This is a genomic window from Embleya scabrispora (assembly GCF_002024165.1).
Lineage (GTDB): Bacteria > Actinomycetota > Actinomycetes > Streptomycetales > Streptomycetaceae > Embleya > Embleya scabrispora_A.
Genome location: NZ_MWQN01000006.1, coordinates 105,588 through 118,767, shown reverse-complemented (window position 1 = coordinate 118,767; position 13,180 = coordinate 105,588). Strand labels below are relative to the sequence as shown.

The window sequence follows — 13,180 nt, the reverse complement described above, 5'->3', positions numbered from 1 at the left end:
CCTACCCGCCGCTGCGCTCGCGGGTGTGGGCGGCGAAGCGGGCGGCCAACCGCGTCTTGCCCTGCCCACCCGCCCCATGTACCAGCAGCACCGACACCGCCCCCGGACCATCGCGCCACGCGGTCAGCCGCGCCAACTCCGCGCCGCGCCCGGTGAAGTCGATGAGTGCATACCGTGCCTGCAGCAAACGCGCGGGTTGCGCCCGTGCCTGCGCGACGGTCGGCGCCGCATGCTCTTTCGGGAAGGCGTCGACGCGGTACAGCGCCCGCTCCGCGCCGGTGTTCGCGGTGACGTGGACGTCCCCGACGACGCCGGACACCTGGGTCACCGGCCCGTACACCACCGACCCCGCCACCCACTGCCCCGGCCGCGCCCCCGCGGTCCGCGCCGGAATGCCCGCCCCGGCCCCGCCCTCCCCGGATCCGCGTCGCGGGCCGGTCACGGGGCCTCCTCGATGTCGACGTCCCCACCGGTGTCCCGTACCTGCTCGACCGGCCCGGAGACCGTACTGCCGTGCACCCGCTGCCCGTCCGACGGCGCGGCGCCGCCCGCGGGCGGCGGTGTGCCCGGCCCGGCCGGGGGCGGGGGCGGGACCCGGTGCCGAGGCGGACGATCCGCACGTTCCCCCCGGTGCCGGACACCTGCGCAATGCCGCCGCCGATCACGCTGTCGGTCACCGACTGCCCACCCGACGCGGGGCGTTCGCGCCACACCCCGACCACCGAGACCACCAACCCGACCAACGCCACGAACAACCCGAGCACGCTCGCCCACTTGTCCGCCTCGTCCAACCCCACCACCACGAGGTACACCGCCAATCCCACCAGCGCCGCACCCGCCACCACACCGCCCACCCACGCCTGCGTCTTCGCCGTCATCCCCCCATCGTCCGACCGTGACCCCCGTCGCGGAGCCCACTCGGGCCGACGGTGACCGGCCCGTGACTCCGACCGCCCCGCGACACCCGCCGTGCCCATTGGGATCAGGCTGCCGTGGAGCGGGTGGTCGCCGACCACACACCGGGCCTGTACGGGCCGGTCCTGTCGAGGTGACGTGGCCCGAGCGGGGTCGGGAGGGCGGACGGGTTCCCCGGGGCAGGTCCGCTTGCCATTCTTGACGCACGTGCGCGGGGTGGGTGACGAGGGGGACGTGTGGCGAACGTGCGTTCTTTCGTGAGCGGTTACTGGCCGCTCGCAATCGTTCCTGTCGTGGCGGTGGCGCTCGACGCGGTCCTCGCCTGGCGCGGTCAGGCATGGAGTCTCGCGGACTGGGCGTCGAGCGTGGTGCTCGGCGCCCTGGTCACCGTCACCGTCGGCATTCTGCTCGCCCGCCGCCAGAGCCTGATCCAGGAAGCACTGGCCGACCTCGAACTCGTCGAGAAGGTCGCCGTGTTGTCCGCGCAGGTCCCGCACCTGCGCAACCGCTCGTCCTCGGGCGAGATCGTGCGCGTCTGCTACGACGCCCGGGCGGGCATGGCCCTGCTGCCGCTGGCCCGAGGCACCATGCAGACGGAGTACCTGGAAACCGTCGGCGCCGTCCTCGACGAGATCGAGCGCCGCCTCGCCACGTCGCTGGACCTCCACGCCACCTGGACCGGGGACGAATGGGACCGCTTCCACGACGTCGTATCGCGCCTGGCCGAAGCCGCGCGGGTGGCCGCGCGGCGATCCGCGATCGTGCGCGCGCACCGGACCGCCACGATCGACCCCGTGACCCGCCGCCTGGGCGCCTTCACGGGTACCCGGGTGCCCTTCGAGGTGTTTCACCACCACTACACGCGCGGTCGGGATCGGATCCGTGTCCGGCTCGACTGGGATCGATTCGCCCGCCTCGTCGACGCACCCGGCGGAGGGGTACGGATCGAGCGCGTGCAGACGGTGATCGAGCCTCGCGACCTGGCCGCCCTGGCTCCCTACCGCTCGCCCTGGTACCACGACCCGGCGTTCCCGTCGCGGGGAGAGGTCGACCACGACGATCCCGGCGCCCACCCAATCCGGCACGAGCAGGCGGTCCACGACCGCACACTGGTGGCGCCCGGACGCGATGCCCGCATCACCGCGGTCGAGGACTGGTATTCCGCCCGGGCCATCAGCGGCCCCATCCACCTCACGCTCGCGACCTGGGCCGTCGCCCCCGATCGCATCCTCGTCCTGGACGGCAACCACCGTCTCGCCGCGGTGGCACGGCTCGTCGGCGACGGATGTCCCGCCACGATCACCGAGTTCCGCATCACCGGCGCCGGCGCCGTACTCCCTCCCTTGGTCCCGGACCTGGCCCACCACCTCACCGGACCGATCCCCTGAGTCTGCGGAGTCTCGGGACGAGCAGGTCGCAGCCGCTTGTGCGGCCGGGGGTCCGGTGTTCGGGGCCCCAGCCCTCTCGATGACGTCTCGGCCGTCTCTGGAGGAGCGTTCCGTCGCCCGTTTCGGTTGCTCCGTTCCGGCTGTTTTGAAAGGTCCTGTCGATCGATCATGTGTTGACCATTGGGTTTGCAGAATCCGAGAATTTGAATCCTGACCGTGTGGCCCGGGGTTTTCCCCAGCAGCAGGCCCGAAAACGGGCCATCCTCATCCGCGCCCGACCCGCGCGCCGAGCCCGCGTCCGGCCCCGATCCGACGGACCGTTTGCCCGTCGCCGTGTGTCGTGAACGTGAGAAGGAGCCCGGATCGCGGCGGCGCCTGGCGTGTTCTGGCGCTCCAACGAAAGACGTGTACCCGCGCGCGGATCGGCGCGCCGATCCCGCCGGTTGGTCTGCGGTGCAAACGACGGGCAGCGGGCGCGCGACAGCACGGTCGCCGGGCCGGTCGACCAGGTCCGTGGCACCGGTGGGGACGTCGAGATCGAGGAGGGCCCGTGACCGGCCCCGGCCGCAGGTTCGGTCGGTGGTTCCGCCGCGACACCCCGCCCACCCCCGGACCCGGGTCCGGCGAGGTCGCGGCCGGGCGGGGCGCTCCGGCGGCGGCGGGGGTGCGGCCGGGCCAGTGGGTGGCGGGTTCGGTGGTGTACGGGCCGGTGAACCAGGTCTCCGGCATTACCGGTGACGTGCACATCACCACGCACACGAGCGTGGAATGGCCGGTGTACCGGGTGGAGACCTTCCCCGCCGAGCGCCCGGCGCCGCCGACCGCGGCGCGTGCACGGGCCCAGCCCGCCCGGTTGTTGCAGGCGCGGTACGCGTTGGTGGGGTTCACCGGCCGCCGGAACGAGTTGGAACGGTTGGCCGTGTGGCGTGACGGTCCGGCCGGGGTGTCGGTGCTGCTGTCGCACGGTCCGGGTGGTCAGGGCAAGACCAGGTTGGCGACCCGTTTCGCCGCCGATACCCGTGCCCGCGGCGGTGATTGGGGGGGGTGTTGCAGGCGCGCCACGCGGGCGATCCCGCCCCCGCGGGCGCCGCGTCGGGTGATGCCGGTCTCGACCGCGACACGGGGTCGACGGGAGTGTTGCTGGTGGTCGACTACGCGGAGCGATGGCCGGCCGTCGACCTGACGGCCCTGCTCACGCACTCCATCGCGCAGGGCCGCCGGGCGCGGGTGTTGCTGGTGGCACGTCCGGCGGGACTGTGGTGGCAGACCCTGGCCCAATACCTGGACCGCCACCTCGACCTGGACAGCGAAACCCTGCCCCTCCCACCCCTGGCGGAGGAGCCTAGTCCGGTGCATTCCGGATGAAGGGCAAGTCCCGGACCACGAGCGCTGATGCGATCGGGACGGCCCACCAGTGGACCGCGAACGACCTCACCGTCGTGGCCGAGCGCGTCGCTCGCGACCTGAAGCTCCTGACCCGCAGACCTGGCGGATCCTGCGGCAGATGGGTTGGACGCCGCAGGCTCCGGTGCACCGCGCCGTCGAGCGCGACGAGGCGGCGGTGGCCACCTGGGTGAAGGAGACGTGGCCCCGCGTGGAAAGACGGTGTGGGACCGGGGCGCCTGGCTGTGCTTCGCGGACGAGGCCGGTCAGACGCTGCGTCCGCCGAAGGCGCGTACCTGGTCCCGGCGGGGCCACCCGCCCGTCGTCCCCGTCGGCGGGAACGGCTCGGGACGCATCTCGCTCGCCGGTCTGGTGTGTTGCCGGTTCGGCCGACGCACGCGGTTGATCCACCAGCATCTGTACGACGCCGTTCATGTCCACGACCGGGTGGGTCCGGTCGATCGCACAGGTGAATTGCGGCCTCAGGACAGTTTCGCTTCGGGGGCGTAGGCGGGCAGCTTCTCGAGACTGCTGCGCACGGCCTCGGCGCCGTACTCGAACATCTGCCGCTCGTAGTCGTCGACCGCGCCGAGCAGATCCCGGCGGCCTTCGCCTGCCTCGATCAGGCAGCGGCGCAGCAGGTCGGCATCGCGCAGCGCGGTGTTCGCGCCGTTGCCGCCGGTCGGGGAGGTGGCGTGGATCGCGTCGCCGAGCAGTGTGACCGGGCCGGACGCCCAGCGCTCACCGGGCTTGACCACCCGGATGGACAGCAGCGTGCTGTTGTCCGGGTCGGCTTGCTCGATCAGCGCGCGGAGTTGTGGGTGCCAACCTTCCATCCTGGACAGCACGGCGTCCTGCGCGGTCGAGTCCTCCAGCGAGCCGTTCTGCGGCAGGATCATGGCCCAGCGCACGTAGTCGCCGATGTCGGGCAGCGTGACTTCGGGGGCCAGTTGCTCGGCGGCCTGCTTCGGCGGGGTACGGAAGCGCATCGCGCCGAGCAGCAGGCTGACTCCGTCGCCCGTGATCTTCGAGCCGTAGGCCTTGGACAGGCCGGCGAACTCGTCGGTCAGCGGGGTGCGGCCGATGACGAACCGGACGCCGGTGTCGGTCGGGGTGGTCTGCGGTGAGAGCACCGCGCGGACCGCGGAGGTGATGCCGTCCGCTCCGACGAGCAGGTCGGCGGTGGCCGGGTCGCGGCGGGCGAACCGGGCTCGGACCTTGCCGTCGGCCGGCACGTCGTAGCCGGTCAGCGCGGCATCGGTGTGCACGGTCAGGCCCGTCAGCAACAGGTGTCGCAGCACCTGCCGGTCGACCACGATGCCGGTCCGGCCCGCGCCGAGCCTGCCGATTTCGTTCAGCCGCGGGTCCAGGATCAGCTGTTCGGCGGAGGCGTCCATGACGATCTCGCCCAGCAGCGGGTGCCAGCGCGTCGGCAGGCAGTCGCGCACCGCCTGGAAACCGGTCTGGTTCAGCACGAGCCGGTAGCCCTGGAATCGTGCGACGATCCCCGGGTCGCGCTCGAACACGTCGGCCTCGATCCCGGCACCACGCAGACCCTGCGCGAGAGCCAGACCTCCCAGACCGGCTCCGACAACGGAAACTCGCATCACTTCCACACACCTCTGGGGCATCGCTACGAACTTAGTTCGTGGTTCTGACGAACTAAGTTCTACTCAACGAACTTAGATCGTGTCAAGGTATAGTGGTCGGCATGTCCGCCGATCCCCGCCAACGCCGCGCAGCTCGCCACGCCCAACCCGCAGCGGAGACCGCCGCGTCGGCGCCACGCAGGAAGCCGATCACCGTCGAACGGATCACCGACGCCGCCCTGGAAGTCGTCGCCACTGAGGGGTATGACGCGCTGACCATCCGTCGGGTCGCCGCCGTGCTCGGCACCGGCCCGTCGTCGCTGTACGCGCACATCGTCAACAAGGACGACATCGACGATCTGCTGATCGGCAGGCTCTACGCCGAGGTCGTGCTCCCCGAACCGGACCCGGCTGCCTGGCGCGAGCAGCTGCTCGCTGTGTACACGCAGATCCGCGACCTGTACCTGAAATACCCCGGAGTCTCGCGCGCCGCGCTGGCCGTGGTGTCGACCAACCTGGCAACGCTGCGGGTCGGCGAAGGAATCCTGGCGATCCTGCTCGCGGGCGGCATCGAACCGAGGACGGCCGGATGGGCCCGCGACGCGCTGTCCCTCTACGTCAGCGCCTATGCACTGGAGCAGTCGCTGGTCCGGCAACGGCGCCGGCACCAGGATCAGGAATGGGTGCTCAGCCACACGGAGTTGTTGGACCGCTTCACCGCACTGCCCGCCGAGAAATTCCCTTTGACTCGACGCCATGCCGCCGAGCTGATCTCCGGCACCGGACACGACCGCTTCGAGTTCGCCCTCGGCCTGCTCATGAACAATCTGCGGCCCGCATCCGGTTGACCTGCGGAATGCGGTGGCCACGGTGAGCCGCGACAGTCCCAATGCCGCCGATCCCGGCTCCGCGCCCGGGAGTTGGACCACGGATCCTGCGCAAGACTGTCCGGAAGAACTACGTAGTCATGGCATTCGAGTGAATCCACACTCATCTTCTATCCGTTCGGTTGGCGTAGTGCTGCTCTGGATGGTGTAAGCCACCTCGACATTCGAGGGGCGGAGCGATCGCTTCGTGATCCGCACGCACCGCCCTCGGCCTGTGTGCGATCTTTCACCCGCCGAACCGGCGCAGACGCGGTGACCCGGGCCGGACGTTGCACCGACGGGCCCCCGGACGCGGATCCGTCGGTCCCGGTCGATCCCGGCGTCGACCGCCGTGCCGATGGCGCGAGTTCCGCCCTCGCCCGACACTTCGCCGGCACGTGTTCGTGCCCGATCACCTTGGACTCCTTCGGGAAGGTGCCCGCATGTCCCTCCTCGCCATCTCCGCAGGTACCGCCTCGTCCCGTGCCCGTGCCCGTCGACGCGCCGGACGAGAACGGCTACCAACTCACCGCCGACCCCTACGGCGGGGCGACGTGGAGCAGGGTCACCGGCAAGATGTTCGTGATCGACGACGCGTCGGCACAGGCGTGTTCGGGCGCGGTGATCCGCTCGACGCATCGCAACCTGGTGCTGACCGCCGCGCACTGTGTCTACGACCAGAAGACGAGGAAGTGGAAGGGCGCGGACGAGTTGTCGTTCGTGCCCGCCCGCGGCGAGGATTCCACCGGCCGCAACAAGCCGGTCGACCAGGAGAAGTACGGCGTCTGGACCCGCAAGAAGGCGTACATCCCGCCCGAGTACGAGGACGGATCGTCCGCGAAGGCCACGCATCCCGACCACTACGACATCGCCGTGTTCACCGTCGAGGACCACGCCAAGTCCCAGGGCGGGAGCATCGACAAGCCGATCGAGGACGTCGTCGGCGGCCTCGACCCGCAGGTCGTGCCGGCGGGAGGGTCGGTCCAGGGTCGCCTGGTCGGCTACCCCGGCCCGCCCCGCTACGCGGACGAGGACGAGGCCACCCAGCGCTACTGCGCCCTGGGGGTGTGGAAGGCCGGTACCGACGCGTCGTCCGATCTGAGGAACGAGCAGGCCTGTCTGGGCTACGACGGCAACAGCGGCGGCCCGGTCGTGGTCCGCGACGCCAAGGACGCCGGCGTGTGGAGGGTCGTCGGTGTCCTCAACGTCGTCTGGATCAAGGGAAGTTGGCACGCCACCGGCGCGGCGCCCGTCTCGGACGCCCTGACCGCCCTGATCGCCCGCGCGACCAAGGACGGCTGACCGACCGCGCCCGACCCGGCCGGGACGGTCGCCCGTCGCCACACGACGAGACCCTCGCCGTCCGCCGCCGCATTTCACGACATCACGCCTCCCCGAGGCGGGACGGCGGGTACGGCCCGGCGTCGCAGGGCGCCCGGAGAACATAGCGAGGAGCATTCCCATGAACATCACCAAGACGGCGATCGCCGTGGTCACCTCCGCGGCCGCGTTCGCCGGCACGGCGTGGGGCGGTGCGGGTGTCGCGACCGCCGACATCTTGAGCTTCGAGTTCACCGTGAAGGTCCAAAATCAGGGCAACGGCGAGTTTCTCGACCACACCCACAGTCCGCACGTGCAGACCGCCCCGTCCAACGTTCACCAGGACTGGACGTTCAAGGAGGTGGGGGAGACCCGTGAGGGTGTCGGCATCTATACGATCCGTTGGGGCGACGTGAGTTGCCTGACCGATCTGGGCTCGCCCAAGGGGACGGTGCTGCTGACGCACTGCGACCGCGACGTCTCCTCCCAGCGTTGGATCGTCGACGTCTCCCAGGAATACACCACGATCGTGCCCCAGGACGACGAGAGCAGGGCCCTGCAGACGAACGACCACGACGCCTACGTCACCCTCACCCCCCTCGGCTCCGCACCCACGCCCCGACAGTCGTGGACCCTCCTGCAGGAATAGCACCGCCACTTCCCGCGCTTCTTCCCCCCGCACCGTGTCTGGGATCCGGGACCGCCCGGTGCCCGCCTCGACGTCGTGATTCGCGACCGTCCAGCGCGAACGGCGAGCCCGCGTGCTGCCGTTGCCGGCTGCGTCGACGTCCGTTCCCCGCCCGGCACCGCAGGTGGCGAACGGGGGGATGGGAGCGGACCGCCGCCGCCCGGCCTCGCAGTGCGCGGGCGGTAACCCGACCGGGTTCCCGCCCGCCACCCCGTGATCGAAGGCCGGGTCGGCGCGCGGCGCCGGTCCGGGCGAGCGTGCGAAGTCCCAAGCCCCGGACCGAAACCTGTTCCCGGACCGTCCCGGCGGGCGGGAGTTCCCCGCACGCGACCGGGCGCGTGCCGGCCCCGCGGGCCCGATCCCGGGGACGCGCGCATGTCGGGCACGCGTGTCGGATGCGCTCGCCGGGCGTCGAGGCCCGTCCAACCCCGCATGTGAAAGGCGATGTGTCATGACCGTTCTCAAGCCCGGCCGCATCATCACCTTCGCCGGTACCGGCGAACAGGGCGACGACGGCGACAACCTGCCCGTGATCCGGGCCCGCATCGCGGACATGACGCAACTCGCCGTCGCCCCGGACGGGTCGGTGTACATCGCCGGCTACGACCCGAGCCGCCCGGAGGAGATCCAGTGTCGGGTGCGCGTGATCGACCCGCAGGGGACCATCACCACCCTGTTCGGCGTCCCGAGCCTGTCCGCGATGGCGGTCGACGCGCAGAGGACCCTGTACTTCGTCGGCCGGATCGGCGATCAGGTGGGGGTGGCCGCGGCCCGCCCGGGGAGCGGTCCCGCGCTCCTGAACCTCGAGTACCACGGTCCGCCCGGCCTTCTGGCATGGCCCTACGGTGTGACCCTCGACGGCGACGGCCGCCTGTACCACTCCCTCTCCGGCGAACGCGGGGTGGTGTTGCGGTCCGATCCGGCCCGGACACGGTTCGACACGTACGTCGAACTCCCGTGGCCCACGGACCTCGCCCTGGACGGGCAGGGCATGATCGCCATACTTGTCGCCGACGCGTGCGAGGCTGTGCGTGTGCCCGGAAACGCCGTACAGGCGACGGCGCGACCAGAGGACATCCGTAGGTTGGCCGGCTATGGCGTCTCCGACGAGCGGCGTGCTGCCTGGTGCCGGATTCCGCACAGGACGGTGTCGAGGAGTCGCTCGAACTCCGCTGCGGATCCGAAGTCGGCCTGGAAATGCGCGACGGCGGCCAGGGTCGGATATGCGGAGGAGTCGAGCGCGGGCATCTGAGAAGGGCCGTCGGGGCCCCCGCTGAGGACTGCCGTCAGATAACCGTTGAGGAAGCCGAACAGCGTGACCGGCGCATCGGCAGTGACCTGATCCGGCAGGCCCGCCCGGCGCATTGCGGCCACCAGGCGCTCCAGGACGGCCAGGGCCACAGGCGAGCTCTGGGGGCGGGTGACCAGCAGCGGGAACACCCGTGGGTGCCGGTACGCCATCTGCCGGTAGCTGTGCGCGGTTCGGCGGGCCGCCTGTTCCCAGTCCTGCGTCGTCTGGTCGTCGCCGAGTTCCACCTCGGCGATCACGGCCTCGCAGATCGCGTCCAGCAGCGCCGCTTTGCCCTTGATGTGGTGGTAGATCGACATCGGGTCGACTCCGAGGTCGTCGGCGAGTCGCCGTACCCCGAATCGGTCAAGGCCGTGGCGGTCGACCAGGGCGACGGCGGCGACGGCGATCTGTCCGCGATCCAGTCCTGCGGACGTACCGCGCCTGCGTCCGGTCATGTCCGCTCCTCCTCCTTGGCAAACCTACAACGTAGAATCTACAGTGTGGTGCAAATCTACATCGTAGGTTTGCAGCACACCGGAGGAGAGAGACGTGAACGAGGCCTCTACTGCGCAGTGGCCGCCAGAGCCGGACTTCTCCGCGATCACCACCGACGAACTGTTCGCCTACCGCGACGCGGAGAACGCCTGGCGGGCCTCCACCGCGGCGCGGGCGATCCTCGGAGAGCCGGACCCCGCCGCGGCCGTGGGCTGGACCGAGTTGGTGCTGCCGGGGCGCCGCCTGCCCGTCCGGGTGTACCGGCCGCTGCCGACGGGCGACGGGGAGGCCCATACCCGGCCCGATCTGCCAGCCGCGGTCCACGTGCACGGGGGCAGCTTCGTGGGCACGGCGGCGCAGTGCGACTGGATCAACAGCCACCACGCCGTCCACCTGCCCGCGGTCGTCGTCTCGGTCGAGCACCGCCTCGTCGGCCCGGACAGCCCGCCGGCGAACGCCGCCGACGACGGCTGGGACGTACTCCGGCACGTGGTGCGGCACGCCAGGCAGTGGGGCGTCGACCCGTCGCGCACGGCTGTCTTCGGCGAAAGCTGCGGCGCGCTCATCAGCGCCCTGACGGCCATCCGGGCCCGGGAGGCCGGCCTGCGGCTCAAGGCACAGGTGCTGGTCAACCCTGCCGTCGATGTGACCGGAACGATGTACGACCACCTCTCGATCGACCAGTACGGATACAGCCCGAGCCTTGCCGTACCACAACTGCAGTTCTTCCAGCGGCTCGCCGTCCCGCCGGGATCCGACGCCAGCGCGGTCTCACCGCTGTACGCGGACGACCTGGGCGGTCTCGCCCCCGCACTGGTCGTGGGGTGCCGACCCGAGACGCGGTCGCCGACCACGGCCGCCGCTACGCCGAGCGGCTGCGCGCGGCCGGGACGCCCGTGCGGCTCACCGAACACCCGGGGGCACGGCACGCGTTCCTCACCCTGCCGGGCGTCGAATCACAGGCCGGGGCGGCTCGGGCGGAGATCCTCGAATTCCTCCGCGCGGCCCTCATCACGTAACGGAGGAACGATGCCCATGACAGGCGGACGAAAGGCAGACGGATGACCTCCACACCCCATGAGCGGCGGGCAATCGGCGCGATGTACATCGGACTGGCGCTCACCGTCCTGGCGACGGCGGCCCCGTACGCGGACCGCGCCACCAGCCACCTACTGGCCGACCACATCCGCGCCGGCTATCCCATGTACACCGACGCCCGGGTCGAGTCGGCCGTCACCGCCTACCTGGTCCTGCTGTCCGTCGTCGGAGCACTCGGCGTCCTCGCCTGGCTCTGGACGATCCGAGCCGTCAAGGCGAGGCGGTGGGCGCGGACCGGCTCGATTGTGATGTTCGCGCTCGGCATCGGCGCCGGATTGACCGGCCTGCTCACGAGGGACACCTCCGGCGCAACCGGACTGCCGTCGGCACTGGGTTGGGCCGGAATGGCTCCGTGCCTCGCCGGCCTGGCGGCAGTCGCACTGTTGTGGAGACGACCGCGATCGGTATCACGCACACGCAAATCCTGATCATCACCTAGGAGGAAACCGTGCAGCGCATCGGCATCATCGGGGTAGGCGAGATCGGGCGGGCCATCGTGACGGGATTGCATCACGAGGGCCGAGCCGCATCGGAGGTCTTCCTCTCGCCGCGTGGCGCCCGCCCGGCCGCGGAGTTGTCCGCGCAATACGAAGACGTCGAGGTGTGCGCCGACAACCAGGAGGTGGCGGACCGCTCCGAGATCGTGATCCTCGCGATGCGCCGCGAGCACCGGCACGAGGCCCTGGCCCGGGTCCATGTCGGCAGCGACAAGGTCGTGGTCAACCTCAGGGCCGGCGTCGGCAACGACGACCTGCGGCAGGTGCTCGGCACCGACGCCCCACTGGTTCGCGCCATCCCCCTGCCGACCATCCGTGAACGTCGCTCCGTCACAGTGGTGTACCCGTCACACCCGGACGTGGACGCCTTCTTCGAGCGGCTGGGCGGCGCACTCCCCGTCGCGGACGAGGATTCCTTCAACGTCCTGTCCGCACTGACCGGAACGCTGACCACCCATTACGCGTATCTCGACACGCTGACCGCGTGGGCCGCCGACCACGGTATCGCCCCCAACGACGCGGACCGTTACGTTCGCGGCCTCTTCCAAGGCGTCGGCCGCTCCTTGGGCGACAAGAACCGATCCTTGGACCAACTCGCTGCCGACCACGAAACACCGAACGGCAACAACGAACGCGTCCGTGGCACCTGGTTCGACGCGGCCAACGCGAAAGCCCTCACGAACGTCCTCGACGGCCTCCTCGCCGACCTGTCACCACCGAAGTCGAGGTAGCCGCGACCTCCATGCCAAGGGTGAGTCCGGCGTCGACCACGACGCGGTCGAGATAGAGGCCCTTGGCGACGGCGGTCACCGCGCACGGCTTCCGGTGAGCTCCACGTCCGGCCAGGCAGCCACCCTCACGGCCGGCGTATCGCGCTCCGCCGCGTCGACCGACAGGCCCCACCGCAGCTTCATCGCGATCCAATTCGCGGTGTACTCACACACGTAGGCTTCGTACTGCGGCATCCACTGCGCCGGATCCTTGTCCGCCTTCGACCGGTTCGACGCCGCCGACACCGCGATCGACAACCGCTCGTGGTCGAGGTCGTTCGCATACGCCTGTCGCTCGACGGCGGTCCATCGCGCTGCTGGAGTCCCACGCTTCGCCGAGCGGGACCATGTGGTCGATGTCGACGTCGAACTGGTCGCCCTGGGTGGTCTCGTCGTACCACGACCACCACTGCCCGGTCCCGGCGGTGATGGTGCACCGTCCGGTGACCTCGGGCCGGACGACGGCCTCGGCGAGCAGGACCTCGTTGCGGGTGCTGCAGCCGTTTCTGTCCGCGTCGACCCAGTGTTTGAACTGCTCGCGGCCGTAGCCGTCGCGGCTGCCCTCGGGACGCACGGGCAGTGCGGCGATCAGCGACGACAGGGGAGCGGTCACGCTCTCGCCGGGTACCGCCGCCGCGGCCGCGGGGGAGGAGGGTGCGAGGGCCAGGAGCGGCAGGGCCGCGGCGATGGCCGACGCCAATGCACGAGAGCGTGTCATGCCCCCACACATAGCGGTTCCGGATCGCGGGACACCGCCAACTCACCCGCTAACGAGGCGGGTTCACCCGAACGCGCCCATCGTGACACGGGCTGCGCACGTGTGATGGCGGCATGCGTCGGGGGATCGCCGACTCCTACCACCCGCGGTAGCCGGCACCCG

Annotated in this window: 13 protein-coding genes and 2 pseudogenes; 10 read left to right on the top strand and 5 right to left on the bottom strand. The window is 70.7% G+C overall.

The window, feature by feature from the left end:
• Nucleotide 1: 1 nt before the first annotated feature.
• Complete coding sequence (locus tag B4N89_RS46830) at nucleotides 2-442, bottom strand: ATP-binding protein (protein WP_078982804.1); 441 nt, start codon at nucleotides 440-442, stop codon at nucleotides 2-4.
• Between the two features lie 188 nt (nucleotides 443-630).
• Between B4N89_RS46830 and B4N89_RS46825 the strand changes: the two genes are divergently transcribed.
• The 4 genes and pseudogenes from B4N89_RS46825 to B4N89_RS53275 form a co-directional block, all read left to right on the top strand.
• The gene (locus B4N89_RS46825) at nucleotides 631-933 is read left to right on the top strand and encodes a hypothetical protein (protein WP_143658482.1); all 303 of its coding nucleotides are present in this window, start codon (nucleotides 631-633) and stop codon (nucleotides 931-933) included.
• A gap of 275 nt (nucleotides 934-1,208) precedes the next feature.
• Nucleotides 1,209-2,303 carry a hypothetical protein gene (locus tag B4N89_RS46820; protein ID WP_078982802.1) on the top strand — a complete coding sequence of 365 codons (1,095 nt, stop codon included), beginning with the start codon at nucleotides 1,209-1,211 and terminating at the stop codon, nucleotides 2,301-2,303.
• A 1,044-nt stretch (nucleotides 2,304-3,347) separates the two neighbouring features.
• Nucleotides 3,348-3,668, top strand: a complete 321-nt coding sequence (locus tag B4N89_RS46810; RefSeq protein WP_143658480.1) for a hypothetical protein — start codon at nucleotides 3,348-3,350, stop codon at nucleotides 3,666-3,668.
• Between the two features lie 115 nt (nucleotides 3,669-3,783).
• Nucleotides 3,784-4,139, top strand: a pseudogene (locus tag B4N89_RS53275) (winged helix-turn-helix domain-containing protein); the annotation flags it as partial.
• 29 nt (nucleotides 4,140-4,168) lie between these two features.
• Here the strand turns inward: B4N89_RS53275 and B4N89_RS46800 are convergent.
• Nucleotides 4,169-5,293, bottom strand: a complete 1,125-nt coding sequence (locus B4N89_RS46800) for an FAD-dependent oxidoreductase (protein ID WP_078982799.1) — start codon at nucleotides 5,291-5,293, stop codon at nucleotides 4,169-4,171.
• Nucleotides 5,294-5,397: 104 nt separating this feature from the next.
• Here B4N89_RS46800 and B4N89_RS46795 point away from each other — a divergent pair, with 104 nt between their 5' ends.
• The 3 genes from B4N89_RS46795 (at nucleotide 5,398) to B4N89_RS46785 (ending at nucleotide 8,110) form a co-directional block, all read left to right on the top strand.
• Entirely contained in the window at nucleotides 5,398-6,123 is a 726-nt protein-coding gene (locus tag B4N89_RS46795; RefSeq protein ID WP_201261215.1) for a TetR/AcrR family transcriptional regulator, read from the top strand.
• Nucleotides 6,124-6,624: 501 nt separating this feature from the next.
• Nucleotides 6,625-7,443 (top strand): trypsin-like serine peptidase, encoded by an 819-nt coding sequence (locus tag B4N89_RS46790; RefSeq protein ID WP_143658479.1) that lies wholly within the window; start codon nucleotides 6,625-6,627, stop codon nucleotides 7,441-7,443.
• A gap of 160 nt (nucleotides 7,444-7,603) precedes the next feature.
• The gene (locus B4N89_RS46785) at nucleotides 7,604-8,110 is read left to right on the top strand and encodes a hypothetical protein (protein ID WP_078982796.1); all 507 of its coding nucleotides are present in this window, start codon (nucleotides 7,604-7,606) and stop codon (nucleotides 8,108-8,110) included.
• Nucleotides 8,111-9,241: 1,131 nt separating this feature from the next.
• Here the strand turns inward: B4N89_RS46785 and B4N89_RS46780 are convergent.
• A complete protein-coding gene (locus B4N89_RS46780) occupies nucleotides 9,242-9,895 on the bottom strand; it encodes a TetR/AcrR family transcriptional regulator (protein ID WP_078982795.1) in 654 nt (217 codons plus the stop codon).
• 94 nt (nucleotides 9,896-9,989) lie between these two features.
• Here B4N89_RS46780 and B4N89_RS46775 point away from each other — a divergent pair.
• The 3 genes and pseudogenes from B4N89_RS46775 to B4N89_RS46765 all read left to right on the top strand — a co-directional run bounded on the left by B4N89_RS46775 (nucleotide 9,990) and on the right by B4N89_RS46765 (nucleotide 12,261).
• Nucleotides 9,990-10,954, top strand: a pseudogene (locus tag B4N89_RS46775) (alpha/beta hydrolase).
• A gap of 42 nt (nucleotides 10,955-10,996) precedes the next feature.
• Nucleotides 10,997-11,461 (top strand): hypothetical protein, encoded by a 465-nt coding sequence (locus B4N89_RS51080; protein ID WP_201261214.1) that lies wholly within the window; start codon nucleotides 10,997-10,999, stop codon nucleotides 11,459-11,461.
• 20 nt (nucleotides 11,462-11,481) lie between these two features.
• Nucleotides 11,482-12,261, top strand: a complete 780-nt coding sequence (locus tag B4N89_RS46765) for an NAD(P)-binding domain-containing protein (RefSeq protein ID WP_078982794.1) — start codon at nucleotides 11,482-11,484, stop codon at nucleotides 12,259-12,261.
• A 75-nt stretch (nucleotides 12,262-12,336) separates the two neighbouring features.
• On the opposite strand, the gene B4N89_RS53235 is transcribed toward B4N89_RS46765, so the two are convergent.
• The gene (locus tag B4N89_RS53235) at nucleotides 12,337-12,495 is read right to left on the bottom strand and encodes a hypothetical protein (RefSeq protein ID WP_321170768.1); all 159 of its coding nucleotides are present in this window, start codon (nucleotides 12,493-12,495) and stop codon (nucleotides 12,337-12,339) included.
• Nucleotides 12,467-13,018 carry a hypothetical protein gene (locus tag B4N89_RS46760; protein ID WP_321170767.1) on the bottom strand — a complete coding sequence of 184 codons (552 nt, stop codon included), beginning with the start codon at nucleotides 13,016-13,018 and terminating at the stop codon, nucleotides 12,467-12,469. The genes B4N89_RS53235 and B4N89_RS46760 overlap by 29 nt, the downstream gene beginning before the upstream one ends.
• Nucleotides 13,019-13,180 lie beyond the last annotated feature (162 nt).